The organism is Sporosarcina sp. D27 (genome assembly GCF_000586555.1).
Taxonomy (GTDB): Bacteria; Bacillota; Bacilli; order Bacillales_A; family Planococcaceae; genus Sporosarcina.
In genome coordinates, this window is the sequence record NZ_AZUC01000046.1 from 107,461 (window position 1) to 125,834 (window position 18,374).

At 36.5% G+C, this 18,374-nt stretch carries 19 protein-coding genes, 1 tRNA gene and 1 pseudogene; 14 read left to right on the forward strand and 7 right to left on the reverse strand.

The annotated features are described in order from the left end of the window. Positions 1 to 174 precede the first annotated feature (174 nt). The 4 genes from N693_RS0108655 to N693_RS0108670 all read left to right on the forward strand — a co-directional run bounded on the left by N693_RS0108655 (position 175) and on the right by N693_RS0108670 (position 3,326). Positions 175 to 753 carry a histidine phosphatase family protein gene (locus N693_RS0108655; RefSeq protein ID WP_025784400.1) on the forward strand — a complete coding sequence of 193 codons (579 nt, stop codon included), beginning with the start codon at positions 175 to 177 and terminating at the stop codon, positions 751 to 753. Between the two features lie 344 nt (positions 754 to 1,097). Next, on the forward strand, positions 1,098 to 1,655 hold the full coding sequence (locus N693_RS0108660) for a TetR/AcrR family transcriptional regulator (RefSeq protein WP_025784401.1): 558 nt from the start codon (positions 1,098 to 1,100) through the stop codon (positions 1,653 to 1,655). Between the two features lie 114 nt (positions 1,656 to 1,769). After that, the gene (locus N693_RS0108665) at positions 1,770 to 2,906 is read left to right on the forward strand and encodes an MFS transporter (protein ID WP_025784402.1); all 1,137 of its coding nucleotides are present in this window, start codon (positions 1,770 to 1,772) and stop codon (positions 2,904 to 2,906) included. 168 nt (positions 2,907 to 3,074) lie between these two features. Beyond that, a complete protein-coding gene (locus tag N693_RS0108670; protein ID WP_156028894.1) occupies positions 3,075 to 3,326 on the forward strand; it encodes a hypothetical protein in 252 nt (83 codons plus the stop codon). Between the two features lie 229 nt (positions 3,327 to 3,555). On the opposite strand, the gene N693_RS0108675 is transcribed toward N693_RS0108670, so the two are convergent. From N693_RS0108675 to N693_RS0108685, 3 genes are all read right to left on the reverse strand, one after another. Further along, positions 3,556 to 4,164 (reverse strand): cupin domain-containing protein, encoded by a 609-nt coding sequence (locus N693_RS0108675; protein WP_025784404.1) that lies wholly within the window; start codon positions 4,162 to 4,164, stop codon positions 3,556 to 3,558. Between the two features lie 266 nt (positions 4,165 to 4,430). Next, entirely contained in the window at positions 4,431 to 4,688 is a 258-nt protein-coding gene (locus N693_RS0108680; RefSeq protein ID WP_025784405.1) for a hypothetical protein, read from the reverse strand. A gap of 181 nt (positions 4,689 to 4,869) precedes the next feature. Next, complete coding sequence (locus N693_RS0108685; RefSeq protein ID WP_025784406.1) at positions 4,870 to 5,409, reverse strand: GNAT family N-acetyltransferase; 540 nt, start codon at positions 5,407 to 5,409, stop codon at positions 4,870 to 4,872. Positions 5,410 to 6,279: 870 nt separating this feature from the next. On the opposite strand from N693_RS0108685, the gene N693_RS0108690 reads away from it, so the two are divergent. Further along, positions 6,280 to 7,551, forward strand: a complete 1,272-nt coding sequence (locus tag N693_RS0108690) for a RidA family protein (RefSeq protein ID WP_025784407.1) — start codon at positions 6,280 to 6,282, stop codon at positions 7,549 to 7,551. Positions 7,552 to 7,846: 295 nt separating this feature from the next. On the opposite strand, the gene N693_RS0108695 is transcribed toward N693_RS0108690, so the two are convergent. Further along, complete coding sequence (locus N693_RS0108695) at positions 7,847 to 8,695, reverse strand: MBL fold metallo-hydrolase (protein ID WP_025784408.1); 849 nt, start codon at positions 8,693 to 8,695, stop codon at positions 7,847 to 7,849. Positions 8,696 to 9,116: 421 nt separating this feature from the next. Between N693_RS0108695 and N693_RS0108700 the strand changes: the two genes are divergently transcribed. Then, entirely contained in the window at positions 9,117 to 9,629 is a 513-nt protein-coding gene (locus tag N693_RS0108700; RefSeq protein WP_156028895.1) for a DUF402 domain-containing protein, read from the forward strand. Positions 9,630 to 9,841: 212 nt separating this feature from the next. Here the strand turns inward: N693_RS0108700 and N693_RS0108705 are convergent, their stop codons facing one another. Continuing rightward, the gene (locus tag N693_RS0108705; RefSeq protein WP_025784410.1) at positions 9,842 to 10,462 is read right to left on the reverse strand and encodes an HAD family hydrolase; all 621 of its coding nucleotides are present in this window, start codon (positions 10,460 to 10,462) and stop codon (positions 9,842 to 9,844) included. Positions 10,463 to 10,610: 148 nt separating this feature from the next. Here N693_RS0108705 and N693_RS0108710 point away from each other — a divergent pair, with 148 nt between their 5' ends. Further along, positions 10,611 to 11,009 (forward strand): hypothetical protein, encoded by a 399-nt coding sequence (locus tag N693_RS0108710; protein WP_025784411.1) that lies wholly within the window; start codon positions 10,611 to 10,613, stop codon positions 11,007 to 11,009. A 68-nt stretch (positions 11,010 to 11,077) separates the two neighbouring features. Here N693_RS0108710 and N693_RS0108715 read toward each other — a convergent pair whose 3' ends face one another. Then, positions 11,078 to 11,437 carry a nuclear transport factor 2 family protein gene (locus N693_RS0108715; RefSeq protein WP_025784412.1) on the reverse strand — a complete coding sequence of 120 codons (360 nt, stop codon included), beginning with the start codon at positions 11,435 to 11,437 and terminating at the stop codon, positions 11,078 to 11,080. Positions 11,438 to 12,797: 1,360 nt separating this feature from the next. On the opposite strand from N693_RS0108715, the pseudogene N693_RS20200 reads away from it, so the two are divergent. From N693_RS20200 to N693_RS0108745, 4 genes and pseudogenes are all read left to right on the forward strand, one after another. Then, positions 12,798 to 12,965: pseudogene (locus tag N693_RS20200) on the forward strand (IS3 family transposase); the annotation flags it as partial. A 646-nt stretch (positions 12,966 to 13,611) separates the two neighbouring features. Beyond that, the gene (locus N693_RS0108735; RefSeq protein ID WP_025784414.1) at positions 13,612 to 14,322 is read left to right on the forward strand and encodes an S-layer homology domain-containing protein; all 711 of its coding nucleotides are present in this window, start codon (positions 13,612 to 13,614) and stop codon (positions 14,320 to 14,322) included. A gap of 245 nt (positions 14,323 to 14,567) precedes the next feature. After that, a complete protein-coding gene (locus N693_RS19065; RefSeq protein ID WP_253271172.1) occupies positions 14,568 to 14,852 on the forward strand; it encodes a DUF4362 domain-containing protein in 285 nt (94 codons plus the stop codon). A gap of 241 nt (positions 14,853 to 15,093) precedes the next feature. Then, complete coding sequence (locus N693_RS0108745; RefSeq protein ID WP_025784415.1) at positions 15,094 to 15,285, forward strand: hypothetical protein; 192 nt, start codon at positions 15,094 to 15,096, stop codon at positions 15,283 to 15,285. Positions 15,286 to 15,532: 247 nt separating this feature from the next. Here N693_RS0108745 and N693_RS0108750 read toward each other — a convergent pair. Beyond that, a tRNA-Arg gene (locus tag N693_RS0108750) sits at positions 15,533 to 15,605 on the reverse strand. Between the two features lie 154 nt (positions 15,606 to 15,759). On the opposite strand from N693_RS0108750, the gene N693_RS0108755 reads away from it, so the two are divergent. The 3 genes from N693_RS0108755 (at position 15,760) to N693_RS0108765 (ending at position 18,365) form a co-directional block, all read left to right on the forward strand. Then, positions 15,760 to 16,521 (forward strand): glucose 1-dehydrogenase, encoded by a 762-nt coding sequence (locus N693_RS0108755; protein ID WP_025784416.1) that lies wholly within the window; start codon positions 15,760 to 15,762, stop codon positions 16,519 to 16,521. Between the two features lie 223 nt (positions 16,522 to 16,744). After that, complete coding sequence (locus tag N693_RS0108760) at positions 16,745 to 17,164, forward strand: MarR family winged helix-turn-helix transcriptional regulator (protein ID WP_025784417.1); 420 nt, start codon at positions 16,745 to 16,747, stop codon at positions 17,162 to 17,164. A 16-nt stretch (positions 17,165 to 17,180) separates the two neighbouring features. Beyond that, positions 17,181 to 18,365 (forward strand): MFS transporter, encoded by a 1,185-nt coding sequence (locus N693_RS0108765; RefSeq protein WP_025784418.1) that lies wholly within the window; start codon positions 17,181 to 17,183, stop codon positions 18,363 to 18,365. Positions 18,366 to 18,374: the final 9 nt, after the last annotated feature.

Sequence of the window (18,374 nt, forward strand, 5' to 3'; positions counted from 1 at the left end):
TTTTGCTGCATTTTATGGGTCAATTCACAGAAGAGCGCTTATCTAGCAGAAATATTAGCGCTCACTTTTCATAAACGGGAACGATTTCGTCTATATCATAATCGGTCAAAATTGATGGTTAAAAATAGCGTCCTATCTAAGTAATATCCGAGATAGAAAGAGGGAATATATTAGGTGATTACCATAGGTTTAATTAGACATGGGATAACGGATTGGAATGATCTTGGTAAGGCACAAGGTACATCAGATATATCTTTAAACAAATTAGGTAGAAAGCAAGCTGGAGCTGTTGGAGACAGGATTTTAGAAGAAGGTAATTGGGATATGATTATATCCAGTGACTTATCAAGGGCAATTGAAACTGCAGAAATCATTGGAAGTAAAATAAACTTAGCAATTACCTGTTTTGACGAGAGGATTAGAGAAATAGATTGCGGAGAAATTGAAGGAACTACAGAAGAAGACCGAGTAGAAATATGGGGGAGCAACTGGCGCAAATTAAATTTAGGAATGGAAAGCTTTGAAGACGTAGGTAAAAGAGGAATTGAATTTATGGAAGAACTAGTCACTACATACGATGGCAAGCGAGTATTGATAGTGAGTCACGGAGCCTTAATCGGTTTGACCCTACAACGTATACTCCCTACAGTGTTCCAATCAACTCATATGGATAATACCTCGCTAACAGTATTGAATAACACAAATGGAAAATGGGATTGTAAGCTATACAATTGTACGAAGCATTTGATATAAGTGTAATTGCTGCGGTCGGGGTCAGTCATTGCAGAAGGATTGCGCCTAAAACGGACCGGATAGTTTAATCTCAATTTTATAGAAAGTGAAGTAAATGACAACTGAAATTAGATCAATACAACGAACAGATTTTACAAAATTAGTTGAACTGTGATAGAAATAGGATTGCTTTTCAAATGGAGCAATTTAATGTGGAGTATGTAAAGAACTGCAATCAGTTTCACACAATATTTATAAAAGAGGGACTCCTCGCTTAAAAGTATACTCATAGTCCTTGAAATTCATATATGTAAATGTTAGTTTAAGTATAATGAACGTTCTATATATTAATGAGGAGGATGAAAATGAGTCGCTCACTTAAAAAAGAGGCAATACTCAATACAGCAGAAGCCTTATTCTATGATCATGGATTTCACGCTGTTGGATTGAAGCAAATTATAAATGAATCGAATGTAGCAACAATGACACTTTACAACCATTTTTCGTCAAAAGAACATCTCATAGAAGAGATCCTTAAGAACCGTGAATCACAATATTGGTCATATCTGAACTCATCTGTTGAAGAAGAATCCCATGACCCTTTTTTAGAAATCGTAGAGGCGCACGTCAAATGGCTAAATGATAAAGGGAAGAAAGGCTGTATGTTTCTTCGGGCAATCGAGGAATTTAACGGAACAAACAATGAGATTGAAAGCATTGCAAGAAATCATAAAAACAAGGTATTAGGACATTTACGGGACCTTGGTCAGAAAAAAGGATACTCGAATTATGAAGATATTGCTTTTCAAATAGCTGTATTATTAGAAGGCGCAACTTCGATGGCCGAAATCGTTGGGGCACAGCAAGCAGGAAACCAAGCGCTTTGTATGGTGGAAACACTTTTACAAGCCTGGAGAAGTTAAGTTGCTTCTTTTCTATTTAATAGAAAGAACGTTCTATTTAAATGGGTAGTTATGATATGTAAAGTCTATAGGTGATTGAGTCATATTCTGCTTAAAATGAAACGAGGGATTGATTTGAAAAAACGAATAGTACTTCCAGGTCTCGCTATGATCGCAGTCACATATGGTTTAGGAAGATTCGCCTACGGATTATTATTACCGGAGATTTCATCCACTCTGGATATGAACCCCCAAATTTCAGGTATCACTGGATCCGGTTCCTATTTTGCATATTGCATTGCTATCGTCCTTTCCGTCCTTTTGATTCCTAAATTAGGGCCACTTCCCTCCATTGTGGCAGCAGGCATTTCAGCATTTGCAGGGATGCTTTTAATAGCACTATCAACAAATCAAATCATGTTAGCTGCGGGTGTCCTCATCGCGGGTGCTAGTACAGGTTTTGGATCACCAGCATATGGTGAAGTTGTAACAAAAAAGATAGGAAAGCCGTTTCAGGATCAGGCAAACACTTGGATTAACGCCGGTACAGGTTTTGGCGTAATGGTATCAGGTCCTATCGTGCTCCTTCTCTCAGGGCATTGGCAAACGGTATATTTTTTGTTTGCTTTTACCGCATTGGCGGTTTTAATTTGGAATTTTGTAAACATCCCCAGAGTTCAAAAGGACGAAGAGGAAAATCAAATCAAGTTTTCTTTTCATAAAGCAGATTTTAAAAAGTCTTTCTTTCTTATCGTTGCCTCCATTATCTTGGGGATTTCGACAGCAATTTATTGGACATTTTCAAAAGACTTTATAACGAATGAGGGAAATCTATCTTCATTAATGACATCGATTTTTTGGATCTTGATCGGCTTGTCGGGAATTGCCGGAGGCGTTGCAGGAAATGTTATTGAAAAACTTGGGCTTGTGAAGGCATACCGATTCACGGTAATGGTCATCTTTTTTTCTCTCGTTATTCTTGCCCTCTTTCATACTGAGGTTATTCCCGTCTATATTTCCGCCCTGTTCTTTGGTAGTTCCTATATCTTTTTAACAGGGGTGCTATTGGTTTGGGGGATAAGATTGTTTCCGCAGCAATCTTCATTGGGAATTGGGCTACCCTTTTTAGCCCTGGCATTTGGTCAAATCATCGGATCGGCCACAGCTGGTTTATTTATACAATGGACGAATTATATGTCAGCATTTATCACCTTTGGCTTGATCGGGTTATCGGTTATATTTATTCGCCCTACAGGCACCGTTGAAAACTAGGATGAAAAGAAAATTTCTTATTCTTGAGACTATCTTGGTTGCAGATTTTCGCGTTTGATTTAATAGGTGAAGGGTTTATCGCTCAGATCCTAAATGGCTTCCCTGTAGTTTTCAAATGAAGGATTACCGTTTCGTTTATCGAAATGTAGAAGGAGGGAGGTAATGCTCATGACAAATGAAGACGTAAACAAACTATCGGATATGCTGTTACAAAGTCTTTATGACTATCACTTTGCTTATAACGGAGAACCCTACACTCTACCAAAGGCAATGCTAAATGCCGACGTAAATAGCAAATTGGCTATTGAATATCTTATCGAAAGGGAATATGCCGCAGACAACGGGAGAGAATCGGATAATCTAGTTTTATCCATAACAACAAAAGGCTTGGAATATATTAAAAATAAGCACGTCCATTGAGCTAGAAAAAATTTGTGTAAGATAAGAACAATATTAAAATAGATACTATTAATAAAGGTGTGCATGAAACTTTCGTGTTTGTTTGAACATTCACGTTTGTTTTACGCACACCTTTCTTTACGTTGCATTAACTTAAGCATGTTGACTGAAATTTTTCATTCAGTTACTGTAACACAAAACAGACATGGAATTATTCATATCTAAAGACGAAATTCTTTATCAATTAAGCTTAATAATATCTGTACCCAGGTTGGTAATTCTGGTAATACTGCTGATTATTATGCTGAGTCATATTATTTGTTCCTCTGTTGCAATCCGAGTATGGACCGATATATGTTGAAGGTTTTACTGGTTCTATAGCTTTTCTCCATTGATTTTCATCGAGACAATAGGTATGAGCCATGATATTTGCAGGAGTGAATTTTAAGATGTCTGAACCTAAGATCACCTCGGGAGTTGGTGCATCAAAAATTGCCAAAAGATGAGTGTTATCTGTAGTGGCCACTTCGTAATGCCACCACCCTTGCGGAACATTTGCGACTTTTCCAGGGGTAATAGGGAAATTGAGTAATTCTTTCGTAAATGGATTTAGTATCGAAACAGTTGCTGCACCTGAAATACAGTAGACTAGCTCAGCTGCATTTTGATGATAGTGAGGTTCCACCACATTATTAGTGCTTAGGAAAATATCAAGCAGCGAGACATTCTCTAGTGTATTTAACTGTTGAATACCTAAAACATTAATAAAGTTTCTGCCGTCTTTTCTGAACAAAGGACTTTCATTTACATCAAAAGTGAACTGCGTGGTTGGTGAAGTGTAATCAATATTTGAATTCATAAGCACATCCTTTTCTGATGATGTCAAATATGCATAGTTAGCACATATACAGGATATGTATGGTCTTGTTTTAGTGTGATAAGCCCAATATTTTTCTTGGGCTATAATATAGTCTTCAAATAAAATGCAGCTGCAGTGTTTGTAGTAAGTAAGATTTATTTGTAGAAATAAACATTAACGTGACGCTCCTTACAAATAAGAGAAGCACCAAAGAGATAATGCGACGTGAGGTATGCATAATTATTAGTCCATTTCTTAAAAGGAAATTAATTTTCCCTCTCCATTTCTTCTATTTTTCTAGTTAATTGATCGATTTGTTTTTGCATAGATTCAAATTGATTTGATTGGTTTTTTGTGTCTTGACTACTCGAGTTTTCTAATTGCTGAAGTTCAATTCCCGCTCCTATTGCCTGAAGACCATCTCCTAATGTGGAGAGTAATGATCCAATAAAACCAATTTTAGCAGCATAAATTTCAGGAGAGATACCATTTTCACCTTGCGGAGAATTATCAAAATTATTCATTGTTACACATCCTTTTTTTAATAATGGCTTTTAACTATAGTATGAAACAATTGCCACAACGTTGTAGTCAATTTAAGGATATTACACATTCCGAAGAAAATACGTCACAAACTAAAAAAACCACTCATAATTTAAATGAGTGGAAAAAGAGTGTGTCTAAAAATCAGAGTCAATTACAAGGTTAGTCTTTCGGATTAAGGATAGCCAACATCTGATGATCTTCCCAAGACCCATTAATTTTAACGTTTTTCAAAGCTATTCCTTCTTTATGGAAACCAGCTTTTTCTAAAACTCGAATGGAACCTAAGTTATCCGGCATTACTCCTGCTTCGATTCGATGTAAGTTTAGAATTTCGAAAGCATAATCAACAACCAACTTGGTAGCTTCGGTAGTATAACCTTTACCATTATGTTTTTGGTCTAAGGAATAGCCTAAAAGCGCACTTTCACGTGGTCCACGGAAAACTTGAAACAAGCCGATAGTGCCTATAAGAGTATCCTCGCTAATTTTAAAGATCCCGAATCGATATTCTAATTCTTTTTTTGTGTTTTGTTCCCATTTTTCAATTAATTCTTTCTGTGTTTCTAAAGTCCAATAATTTTCCGGATGAGTTATGGAATAGTTTTCAAAAAAAGCTCGATTTCTTTTTTCTAAACTTAGTAATTCAACAGCATCTGAGAGGATAAGCGGTCGTATATATACATTTGATATTTTGGTCATCTAATCTTCCTTTCTGTATGTATAGCACTTAAAAATTATATCATACAGTCGTAATGTGTCGATTCGCATGCCAAACAAAAAGTGACTCGAATAAAGAGGAAATTGACAGTTTTAACAGTACTAAAAAACAGTAGCAATCATAGCAGAATGTATTAGGCAGCTAGGGGATGGGGCAGTTGAGTAAAAGCAAAAAAGAAGGCTGATTCTAATCAATCAGCCATCTCTTTACAGTCACCTTTGCCTTTAGGCGAGTTAGGAGTATTTACAGGAATAAGACGAACTATACATTTTGGAATAAAGTGACTGATGGCGTGGCGATCCTATAGAAAAAACTGTGGATAGAGCACTCCAGTTACGATTGGTAGCCCTGTTTGAGCAACAAATGGTGTTTGCAAGAAGTGTTATTGGAAATAAGGACCTACTCAAGAGCTTTCATTTCTCTCCGAACATTCCCGTTCTTTTCACACGGATTCATCTATCACTTTTATACTTCAGGCTGTAAGATACTAGATATGACTTAAAAACATTAAAATTAGCAAGGATAGTATTGCAATTTCATAAAGATAATAGATTATTGGGATTTTCATGATAAAGTTGATTTATATACATAGATTTATACTCATATGGAGATGTGTGCGATGGGCGCATCTTAATGTTGCATAGTATCTCTTTTCAAGGCGAACCAGTGACATAGCCGATTTGAAGAACACCTCAATGCTTCAGCGGATTCTATATAATACAATAATTTCAGTATCGCATGAGTTCTTCGTTATTCGGAACCGTCTGCCATTCGCTTCGTTTTTTGCGTTTTTGTACGAACATGAGGTTAAAAATATGTATATAAAAATTATCTAAAAGGGGAATGCTTTCATGACAAACTTTAATGCAGTATCAGCAAAAAATACGGAGAATGCACCAAATGGTAACGGATTATCTTCACAAACTGTTGCTTTTTCTCATTACAATAATCTTTCGGCTCAATTACCTATCGAACCCAAAACAGGTAACTTGGTAGCTGGTGGTATAAAAGAGCAGGCTGAACAGTGTTTCAATAATATCAAGGCAATAGTAAACAGCATCGATCATGTTATGAGCGATATTGTTAGAATCACTGTATTCGTTAAGGATATTCAAGATGTTGACGCTGTAGACGAAGTGTATAAAACATTCTTCCCAACTTATGTTCCATCACGGACGACAGTTGCAGTCGCAGCTTTGCCTATGGATGCTTTGGTACAAGTTGAGGCTCTTGTTTCACACGGTGAAGGTACAATTCCAAACGCACCACAAGCAGGAGATCTCATTAAGCTTACAAATAACACATCAAATGCACCAACAAGTCCTCTATCTACACAAACCGTGTCTTTCTCTCATTACAATAATCTTTCGGCTCAACTGCCTATCGATCCGAAAACTGGTAGATTGGTAGCTGGCGGTGCGAGAGAGCAGGCTGGACAGTGCTTGAAGAATATTAAGGCCATTTTAGAAAGTATCGATGTTCCTTTTGACGATATCGTCAAGGTCAATGTGTTCCTTAAAGACCTATCGGATACGGAAGCTGTAAACGAAGTGTATAAAACATTCTTCCCAGACTCAGCAATTGCTCGAGCTGTAGCGTATGTACCTGCACGCACAACAGTTGAAGCTGCAGCATTACCTATGGGGGCTTTGGTGCAAATTGAAGTAGTAGTTTCCCACGGTGACGGTACACCTCCGCAAGCTATTGAAGACAGACACGGTATCGTAATCTGGGCAAACAACACAGAGAATGCACCAAAGAGTTCTCTTTCTACACAAACTGTAGCATTCTCTCACTACAACCACCTCTCAGCTCAATTGCCTTTGGATCCAAAAACTGGTGAATTGGTAGCTGGTGGTGTAAAAGAACAGGCTGAACAGTGTTTGAAAAATATTAAGGCAATTGTAGAAAGTATCGATCACGTTTTGGAAGATGTAGTTAAAGTAAATATCTTCGTTAAAAATATTGCAGACATGGATGCAGTGGACGAAGCTTACAAAACATTCTTCCCAGGTGGAGTTCCTGCACGAAGAACAGTTGGCGTCTCTGCTTTACCTAATGATGCTTTAATCCAAATCGATGCAGTTGTGAGTAACGCTGAAGGAACACCTCCAAAAGCATAACAAACATTCGTTCGCGAATACAGGAAGATTGAAATTCACTTGTTAATGCCGCTGATGAATGAGAAAAAAGCAGGCCCTATTTAAAAAAACATCGAGATTTTAGCCGATTATGGCTTAGATCTCGATGTTTATTTAGTTTCGAGGCATAACTAGATCAACAAATACTCATCAACTTCCAAGTGAAAGGAGCCTACGCAAGAAACTTTCCTGTTTGTTTCATGCACAGATACCTCTTACTTCATCGACAAATTAAAAGCACCTCATATTTGCAATGAGATGACTGATGTTTATAGAATTATTTTGATTGAATTATCTGGTCATTCACAAAAGCTTTTAAGAAAAATAATTCATCATCATTGGGATCCCTTTTATTCTCTAGCTTGAAACACTTTGTTGCACTTTCAAGACATGGTGATTTTACAGCACGACTTGCAGTTGTTAACTCTTTCCAATATATATTCATTTCATCTACATCGCAGATAGATTCATGACCAAGTAGGAACATTTCAGCATCATATTTCTGAATGTCATTAATCATAGGTAATAACAATGACTGCTTGAAATGATATAAAGAATTTGTGGTAGTGCCATATGGACTATCACCTAAAAAAATCACTTTTTCATCGGGAATATAAATGATTGTAGAATCATTTGTATGTGTGCTTTTGATTGTTTCAATTATGCAAACTTTATTTCCCAAATCGAGAGTTAACCTATTTTCAAAGATTACATCCGGGGAGTTCAACTTGAAATCATCCCTGTTAGGTATATCGGTTTTTATAATCTCCTTGCACATAGAACTCATTTGATTAGTATTAACATACTTTTCGAGTGAACTGTCATCATACGAATAGTCTTGCCATTCTTTTATTATTTTGTTTGTTTGACTATTAACTATAACAGTTGCATCAAATTCGTTCATACCTAGGAAATGATCCCAATGTGCATGAGTAATAACCACATATTTAACCGGAGGTACATTTAGTTTCTCGATTTCTAGTAAAAATTCTTTAGCATGCTGAGTTGAGTTACCACAATCTATTATTAGACTATATTGGTTGCCACATACCAATCCTAATGTTGGTCGTTCTCTATCATTTTGATTAGGTAAATAATATATAGTCTCACTTAATTGTTTTAACATGTTATATCTCCTCACTCATTTTATTAATAGTGATTTTGTGAAAGAGAAAATCTACATGCTTATTCTAAGAACAATAAAATAATATAAGATTTTCTCATTTTAGTTTTTTACCATTGGACTTGTACCTCCTTATTTGCTCTAAGGAAAATTATAACATGCAACTAATGCTACAGGGAGTTATTTCTTGAAAAGTTAGAATATTTATCGTTTGTGAATCAACTATTTATTACTGTATAAATGTGACAAATGAGGTGACGAAACAATATTTCGTGAGAAACTGTTTAATTGCGGAGAACATTACTGAGTTACTGAAGCATTCCGAACATAAGACGTATCAGACAGAAAATGTGCAACTAAAAACTTGCTGTTACAATAATATTAATGGCGAGTATGATAAAAAATTGTAAAGGTTGTGGACAGTATGGAAGATATTATTGAAAGAAAGATTAAGTATAACACTGAAATAGTAGACTATAAATGTAAGTTATTAGAATTGAAAGGTCGAAACCTAAAGCTTTTTCATGTTATTGAAACTCCTTTTACTATGATTGCGGGAAATGTTGGATTAACTATTCCAAAAGGAAGCTATACTGTAGCTTACTTCTGGGAAGATAGACCCTATAATTTGTATTTTTGGAGAAATAGTGATGGTGAGTATTTGGGCGCTTATTTTAATATTGTAAAAAACACAATAATTAGTTCAGATATGGTTTCTTTTGAGGATTTAATTTTGGATATTTTAGTCTTTCCAGATGGTGAATATTACATTTTAGACGAAGATGAATTACCTGTTTCTATTGATATTTTTGAAGAAGGTTACGTTAAATCTTCATTGAATATGCTAACCTCTACTTTGTTTGTAATTCTCGAAGAGATCAAATCAGAAGCTGTTAGTAAATATAATCACAAGTCACTTTCGGCTTATTTATTTTAAATATTTTTTATGTCGCAGTACGAACATAATGAAACAAACTGTGAAGGAGCGAATCAACAACGAAAAAGTAATTCATTGGGATTCTGTATTTAAGTAAAAGAACTTGCGAGTTTTCATTGCTGAATGTCACTAATAGAAAAAACCGCCTATTAAAGACGGTTAGATTAATGGCATTACTATAAGATTTATGTTGATCACCAAATGTTTCTAACTTAAGCCAAAATGTTCAGTATATCTGATGGTTTTTCAAACTTATATTTTGCTGGTATGCTTTCATGATTTTTACATCCCCATAAAGCCAATCCAAAATCGACACCAGCATCTCTAGCACATTCAAAATCGTAAATAGTGTCTCCTATGTAAATTGAAGATGAGGATTCAGCTTTTGAAATCTTTAAAAACTCAATAATTGGTTCTGGATTGGGTTTATGTTTCTTTGTATCGTCTGCACAAACGATATGTGAAAGATATTTCATTAGACCAAAGGGTTCAAAATCATCTTTTAGTTCTTGTTTCGTTTTTGATGTGACAATACCTTGGTTTAGACCCTTTTTCTTTAATGTATCTAAAAGATAGTTGATTTCATTGTAAACATGAATTGATTGATAGAAGTCTTTCATAAAGAAATTCCATCTATCATTAGCCTTATCAATATTATCTATTCCTAGTTTAGGTAAAGAATCAGAACCTGGAATCCCTAATACAAAGGACAATTCTGACCGTTCAATATCCTTGTTGTAATCTGTTTTTAGAAGCTTTTGAAGTGATCCCAAAACCGCATCTTCTGTATTAATTAGTGTTCCGTCAACATCAAAAATAATGGTCTTATACATGGTGCCGCAACCTCCTTTAAATTACTGTGACTTACAGCGTAATAGTATCATTTAAGATTGACTGTTTTCAAATTATTATGTAAAAACCATTTGGTTGAAATGCTGCAAAGTACGAACAAAATATGACAGAAGGGATGTTAGAAAATCTATGAAGCAGAGCAAACAATATCGGGTAGAAATTGTGAACAGTCTAATTAGCTTCATTTCCAATCACGGACGGAGATTTTTTTATACAAATAGTAATTTGCGTGAAGAAAATATAGATAGCGTTGCATACATGAAGTTGAAAAATGGACGCATTTACTTTGTAGATAACTATACCCAGGATGAGATTGCTGTTATTAATGGTTCTCGTGGTTGGAATAGTTTTAGCGACGGAGGAACTCTTAGAGCATTAGTTCTTGATTTCGCAGACTTTATTCGAACTGGTAAAGATAGCAACGGGAATCATGGATATGGTGAATTACATTGTCCTCACTGGGGACACAGTGAGGAAATTCAAGACGAGATTATCAAGTATGCAAAGGAAATTGGCTACTTGGTTTAAGTCGCATTCCGAACAAAATGAGTAATTAAAAGACGTCTAGTAAAATAGAACGTCTTAAATTTAAAAAATTATTGTGGTAAAGGGCTTAAATGCTCGTGAATTAAAAGCCATTCATCAGATTCCTTTACGAAGATATTAGTTGCTCTACCATAACCTTGTGCATATTTTTCATTGATATAGCCTTCAAAGAAGTATGTATAAGTACAGGTTGCTGAGTTACTTCCTTTGAATAACCAATGCACTTCTTGGGCTTCATAATTTTCGTCTTTAACTACTGACCAAGCGTTTTCAAAATAAGACTTTATTTCTTCATGATTCGTACTGTTTCGATCTGAGAAGAAATAAACAGCATTAGGATGGAGTATTTTATTAACTTCATCAAAATTATGTGTGTTTGTTGCCTTTATGTAACTGTGTAATATCTCCAGTTTAAACACTCCTATTGTTTTTTTAACCCTTATTCTATCACAGAGTATTTTAGGAGATAGGTATTTATTATTTCAGATTCGGATTATGTAAGCTTTGCAAAGAAGGAGAGAGAATGACAGTTTTAACAACGCCAGAAGCAGTAGCAATCATTGCGGGAGGTATCTTGCTAGCAATATTCAGCTTTGGGATGGGGCGGTTAAGTAAACGTAAAAAAGACAGCTAATCCTACTCGATCAGCCGTCTCCTTACAGTCACCTTTATGGCGTTTATGTTATGTTCTATAAAGATCGGTGGAATTAAAATGATTTATGTAAAACTGCTATGATACGGGCTGGGATTGACAATTATTATAAGTATCTTTTCTGCAATTGGATTAATTTTTCAAGTTGACGACAAAGGAATGATTATCTTTCAAATCTTAGCGTTTTTGATTGCCGCAGTTATTTTAACTTTATACATGATGAAGAAAGATCCAACATTGAAACAGCTTGGTTTTGAAAAAAGAAAATTAATAAAATTTTCTTTATATATATCAGGATAATAGTTTTGATACAGCCACTTGTATAAGGGATCGACTTTTCGCTTCCCTTTTCGACAATATTTCTTGTCCTAATTCAATTGGTTCTGGTTGGCTATACAGAAGCAAACATCTATTGTTCGAGAAAACTCTCTTGAAAGAAATCTTTTAGCTGTCATCTTACTTGTACTTACATATTGCACTCATATATTTCTACTATTTAAGTACTGATCAAGTAGAATAATGCGGTGATAACATCATCCGCCGGGACAGCCGTGTGATTCATTTGACGGGAAAAACAGTAAATGTTAAAATTAACCTGTAATCAGGTTTACCTCTTTTTCCATAATAGTCTTTAGTCTTCCAGTGGCTAAAGAAAAATCGTGCAAAGCCCTGACCTTAATTGGTAAGGGCTTTTTAATATTAATAAGCAATAGTTCTGGTAATAATTGCTTATATAAGACATTAATTGTAGATATATATCGATATATTGTAGACTACATGGCGATATATTGGTATTATTAGTTAGATTCGTCAGAATTTCTTTAAAAACTTTTAGCCTGTCCTTTATTGGATGGGGCTTTTTTAGTCGGGTGGTAGTGACGATAACGACACTCTTTTTACTTTTTCAAAGCATGGGGTGGCTGGAGTGCGGATGAATGGTTATCAATCATTTAGAACCTGGCTGAGTTAGAGGTGTTGATTCCACATAACGTAGCAGAAAAATTGAAGGTAATTGAAGGATAAAAAGAAGAATCTATTTCGGATGAAATTCGAGATGAATTAGCAGAATCTAAAGTGGATGAACAGATATAAGAAAAAAAGGGGGAAAAATATTATGGTTAAAATTTTTTAATGGAGAAATCATCGCCCACACGATTGGAGGAACACAGGATACAGCATTTTAGCTGGATACCCTGTCTCGACTGCCCGAATTACCTGAAGGGTGCATTCTTCATAGTGACCAAGGCTCAGTTTACACGTCATACGAGTATCAGAGAGCAGTAAATGTAGGTTTGCTGAGGAAATGGCGAAAGGAAGATGATTACGTTCAACGACCTGATCTGACTGAGTGGGACCTAGAATCAATCCAGGAGTAGTTAGACAGAGCGTTGAAAATGAAATGTCAAACAGCTGTTGATACTTGGCATGATTGAAACCAACGATTTACATAACAGGCGTATCATGCTACAGGATCCTTTTGAATTGAAGCGTATTGAATTTGAGGATATAGTGATTGCGCAAATAAGGCATTGAATGATTGCGAAATATTTAGAAAACAAGAAGGATTACCCACTTCCTTTGTCGTAGATAATTGGCAAAGGAGATTGAAACGTAAAAAGATATTCGGTTTATGTTCTTCTAAAGAACGGCAATGACGTACAGTTTGAAACAGTCGATAATCCATTAGAAATCGAACCCGTACATATTAATGGTTCCGAAATGGTTATGACGAAAGAACAGTACGGCATCAATTTGCTTCATGCAAGGAAAATGGAAGTAGTCGAATTCGGTAAAGGTAAAATTGTCGAAATGATAGCTAAGTAATAGAGAGGGCAACAACTTTCTTTTTTTAACCTAACCTTCAAGCCTCATAGACATTTACCAATTTATTGGCTAGTATTGTAGTGAACCTAGAGAGAAGGAGAGAGGTAAATGAAAAGAGTATTTCCACTTTTATTGGTCTTCCTGTTGGTCTTTGTCGGTGTGACAAGCGAAGCCAGCGCAGCGACCTTTAAGGATACGCCGAAGTCTTACCGTTTCTTTAATGAGATCAACTATCTATCCACTGAGGGTGTCATCTCCGGATATCCGGATGGCAGGTTCCAACCTGAAAAACCTGTCACACGAGCAGCAGCAGCTATCATGATTGGCCGTGCCATAAATCTGGATGGGACGCAGCGGAAAACAAAGTTCCCTGATGTTAGTCCGAAGAGTGCAGCAGCTGGTTATATCCAGTCGGCGGTAGATGCAGGTATTATCAGCGGGTATCCGACTGGTGAATTTCGTCCAGACAGTGCAGTCAGCCGTGCGGAGTTGGCGATTTTTTTGACTCGTGCTTTCAAGTTTGAAAAATCATCAACAGAAACATTCAAGGACGTGTTACCGCACATGGCATCTTACCAATACGTCCAAAAGTTAGTAGGAGAAAATATCACTTCTGGATTTGCTGACGGCACTTACAGACCAGATACAGCAGTCACTCGTGGCCAGTTCAGCGCATTCATGGCTCGGACTCTGGACGATAAATTTAAGCCAAAGACCGACATCCTGGAATTATCATGGCAAGGTAATATTGAAAAAATAGAAGACGTAACTGTACTTCAAGAAGAGACAAAATCATCAAAGGAAAAAGCTGTTAGATAAGAACAAATAAGAGAGGGGGGCAGATGCCTTCTTCCTCATTGTTTATAATCCGTACAATTATAGATATTGATTTACTCTTTTTTAAATAAATTCTGATAATTCATCTTGGTTTTAGTATAATCTAGAAGATAAATTGAATTCTTAAGCTCAGCAATCGGGACATTTTAATATATTTGATGGTAACTATGAAAATAAATTTAACACCCCCAAACACTTTAGGTTATTTACTGTTAGGGAGTGATTAAATGAGAGAACTATTTATTATCTTTTCATTATTATTTATCCTTTCTGGTTGTGGCGAATATTCTCCTTCTATGTGGGATGTAGTCAATACCCACGGAACCATAGAAAACCTTGGACTTCTTGAAAATTTCACGCAAGACGTTTCTCATAATAAGGAAAGTGAAGTCCGAGTAGTAAATTACACTCATGAAGGCGATCCAATTATTCATGATTTAAACTATTCCAACGATAAGATAACCTCGACAATCGATAGAAGAGCTGATGAATTTGGGGATCAGGTAGTATAAGAAGATGTATGTGAAAGCATAAAGAAAATAGACGAAAATAATCAAACGAGTTATAAATTAGAAGGATATAAAAGCAATAAAAAAGGAATACATGTAAGTCTAATTATTATTGATTAAGTGCGTATATAACAAACCAAATAACGGTCAAGATATTCAGTTATCGGGGGCGATTATTGTATACGAAATCTGCATCCTATTCAGTAATAAGGCCAGATAAAAACGAAGTAAAGGAGGAATTAAATTGAAAAAAAACTATGCCTTTCACTCTTTAATCATTGTGATTTTTACTGTCGTGTTGCTTTACAGCCTCATGAATAAAATGTTTATTCCAGTTTTAATTACAGCAATAATCGGGATACCTTTAATAATTTTAAATCACAAAAAAATTCATCCTCACAAAAAATCTGGAAATGCTGGAATGAGCAGAAACTAGTTAAAAAAACTTTTAATACTTTTCATAATCGGGGGGCGATTGTGGCATAACTTGTACGAATAACTATTAAACAGTTTTCCAATGGTGTAACGAGAATAAATCAAACACATTAAAAAGAGGGGGCGGCTACCTCCTTTTTTTGTGTTCAAATACGAGTTAGAAATAAATCCAACCCCAATTACAAATTTTCACGATTACAGAAAAACAAAAAAACCTCATAAACGTTGAGTTTACAAGGATTTCAATACGTCCCAGGCAGGAATCGAACCTGCGACCCACAGCTTAGGAGGCTGTTGCTCTATCCCCTGAGCTACTGAGACATTTGGGATTTAACTATATCAGTATACGGCATATCTTCCATATCGGCAACCAATCTACTGGCTTCCACTAGTAAATCAAATTATTTTAATAGTTAAGCATTAAAGCGTATACTGACATAGGATGGTACGAACATAATTATTGGAGGCGGTTTAGTTGAATCGATTAGAAAACAAAGTAGCAGTGGTAACCGGTGCTGGATCTGGACTCGGTCGTGAAATCGCAGAACTATATGCACGTGAAGGTGCAAAGATAGTCATCGCAGACATGAATATGCAAGGTGCAGAAGAAACCGTTCAAACGATTAAAGCAGCTGGCGGGGAAGCGCTTGCGGTGAAAACGAATGTTACTGCAGAAGAAGATGTTCAGCGTATGATCGATACAGCTGTCGAGACTTTCGGTACAATTGATATCCTTGTTAATAACGCAGGAATTATGGACAACATGTATTCCGCTGCAACGATCACAGATGACGTATGGGACAAAGTATTAGCAATCAATACAACAGGTGTCATGCGTGCTACACGCAAAGCACTTTCAATCTTCGAAGAAAAGAAAGCTGGCGTAATCGTTAATATGGCATCCATTTCGGCACTTACAGGTGGACGAGGTGGACTTGCATATACAGCGTCTAAACATGCAGTTGCAGGGATGACAAAAAACGTTGCATCTCATTATGGACATTTGAACATTCGCTGTAACGCGATTGCTCCTGCGACAGTTCCTACAAATATTACGAACAACTTAGTGCAACCCGATAAGCATGGTATGGAGCAAGCAATGAAAGGCGTTAGCCAATTGAGTCGTCCTGGGACGAAAGAAGAGATCGCAAACATCGCCTTGTTCTTAGCCTCTGATGAATCCTCTTATGTAAATGGTGTTATCATGCAAGCAGATAATGGCTGGTCTGCATACTAAGTTTTGAATACTGTTAAAAATCGACTTCCTACTATTGGAGGTCGTTTTTTGATTGTTCCCTCAAATTCCGCACAAGAACATCGTCAAAATAAGTCTTATTTTATTTCGTGAGAATAGGGTAATACTCATGAAACACTATCGTTTACAAATGAAATTTCTGAGCGTATACTAATATAGTTAGATAGGGTAACTAACTATATTAACCTTGAAGTGAGGCGAGGCAATGCATTTGGAACATCAATTTTTCAGAAGTTATGTCAAACTGTATCGTCCTTTGGTGAACCAACTCAATAAAATGCTGTTGCATTATGACTTGTACAACGCACAATGGACCATTCTCAGTTTACTGTCGAGAGAAGGGGAAATGACTTCTGCAGAAATTGCGGAAGAACAGATGATTGAAAAGCCGTCTGTTACAAAAGTAGTAAAGCGACTTCATGAAATTGGTTATCTGGATGTAACTCCAGGGCAAGATAAGCGTGAAAAGTTGTTAAAGCTCTCGAGTGAAGGTGAGCGGATTACACGGGAGATTCAATCGGAACTGCTTCCGTTTTACGAACATATTTTAGCAGGTATTCCTGAAGAAGATATAAGGGCTGCTAAACAGCTGCTCGATCAGGCGTACGAAAATCTTATCAACTAATAGAGAGGGTCATTATATGGAAGACAAGCAAAACTTATGGACAAAAGACTTTATTTTCATCTCAATCATTAACTTCTTTATAATGATTGTTATGTATATGCTTATCGTAACAATTGCACCATTTGCAGTTGACGAATATGGAGCATCCGCTAGTATGGCAGGACTAGTTTCCGGGATTTTCATCATCGGAACATTATCGGCCCGGCTTGCAACAGGTCGTGTTATTGAAAGCATAGGTAGCCGTCGCATCTTACTGATTGGTATGATTATATCAGTCATAGCCATTGCACTATATTTTACTGCACACTCGTTACCGATTCTTTTACTCGTACGTTTCATCCACGGAATTGGGCTCGGCATCGCCTCTACCGCAACCGGGACAATGGTAGCGCAAATTATACCGCCGTCACGTCGAGGTGAGGGTATTGGATACTTTAGTTTGAGTACCGTACTTGCGACAGCAATCGGACCATTCTTCGGTATTTACTTAAGTCAACATGCCGACTTTACATGGATTTTCGCGTTCAGTTTAGTACTTAGTATTATTGGTCTCGGAATGTTTTTCTTTGTCGATAAACGTCCAGAAGAAGCACCACAAGAGATAAGCGAACCAAAGAATGCACCAAAAGGACTTGCAAATTACATCGAAAAATCTGCGATACCGATTGCAGTAATTACATTGTTAGCAGGAATCGCATATTCTGGTGTTTTGTCGTTCTTGTCATTTTACGCAAAAGAAGCAAACCTTGTCGATACCGCAAGCTTCTTCTTCCTAGTGTATGCCATCGCAATCTTGGTTTCCCGTCCGTTCTCCGGAAAATTGCTTGACCGTAAAGGCGGGACATTTGTTGTAGTTCCTGCATTGATTTTGTTTGCAGGCGGTTTATTACTACTGAGTCAAACACATACTGGAATCATCCTGCTAATTGCAGGTGCTATCATTGGGTTAGGATTCGGGAACTTCCAATCATGTGCTCAGGCGATTGCACTTATAGGTGTTCCTATTAAACGAATCGGAATTGCAACGTCTACTTTCTATATCTTCCTAGACTTTGGTTTCGGATTGGGTCCTTACTTCTTAGGTGGTGTAGCCACTGCATTTGGCTACCGCGATTTATATATGATCCTTTCAGGATTAATCGTCGTTGCGCTTATCCTATACTTGTTGATTGGCCGTAAAAAGCGACCTGTCATTCAATAACTTTAAAAA

Bases quoted from the DNA above. Each gene is read 5' to 3' on its own strand.
- N693_RS0108660 (WP_025784401.1), top strand. From the start codon at position 1,098: ATGAGTCGCTCACTTAAAAAAGAGGCAATACTCAATACAGCAGAAGCC.
- N693_RS0108670 (WP_156028894.1), top strand. From the start codon at position 3,075: ATGACAAATGAAGACGTAAACAAACTATCGGATATGCTGTTACAAAGT.
- N693_RS0108675 (WP_025784404.1), bottom strand. From the start codon at position 4,164: ATGAATTCAAATATTGATTACACTTCACCAACCACGCAGTTCACTTTT.
- N693_RS0108680 (WP_025784405.1), bottom strand. From the start codon at position 4,688: ATGAATAATTTTGATAATTCTCCGCAAGGTGAAAATGGTATCTCTCCT.
- N693_RS0108685 (WP_025784406.1), bottom strand. From the start codon at position 5,409: ATGACCAAAATATCAAATGTATATATACGACCGCTTATCCTCTCAGAT.
- N693_RS0108690 (WP_025784407.1), top strand. From the start codon at position 6,280: ATGACAAACTTTAATGCAGTATCAGCAAAAAATACGGAGAATGCACCA.
- N693_RS0108695 (WP_025784408.1), bottom strand. From the start codon at position 8,695: ATGTTAAAACAATTAAGTGAGACTATATATTATTTACCTAATCAAAAT.
- N693_RS0108700 (WP_156028895.1), top strand. From the start codon at position 9,117: ATGGAAGATATTATTGAAAGAAAGATTAAGTATAACACTGAAATAGTA.
- N693_RS0108705 (WP_025784410.1), bottom strand. From the start codon at position 10,462: ATGTATAAGACCATTATTTTTGATGTTGACGGAACACTAATTAATACA.
- N693_RS0108710 (WP_025784411.1), top strand. From the start codon at position 10,611: ATGAAGCAGAGCAAACAATATCGGGTAGAAATTGTGAACAGTCTAATT.
- N693_RS0108735 (WP_025784414.1), top strand. From the start codon at position 13,612: ATGAAAAGAGTATTTCCACTTTTATTGGTCTTCCTGTTGGTCTTTGTC.
- N693_RS19065 (WP_253271172.1), top strand. From the start codon at position 14,568: ATGAGAGAACTATTTATTATCTTTTCATTATTATTTATCCTTTCTGGT.
- N693_RS0108760 (WP_025784417.1), top strand. From the start codon at position 16,745: ATGCATTTGGAACATCAATTTTTCAGAAGTTATGTCAAACTGTATCGT.
- N693_RS0108765 (WP_025784418.1), top strand. From the start codon at position 17,181: ATGGAAGACAAGCAAAACTTATGGACAAAAGACTTTATTTTCATCTCA.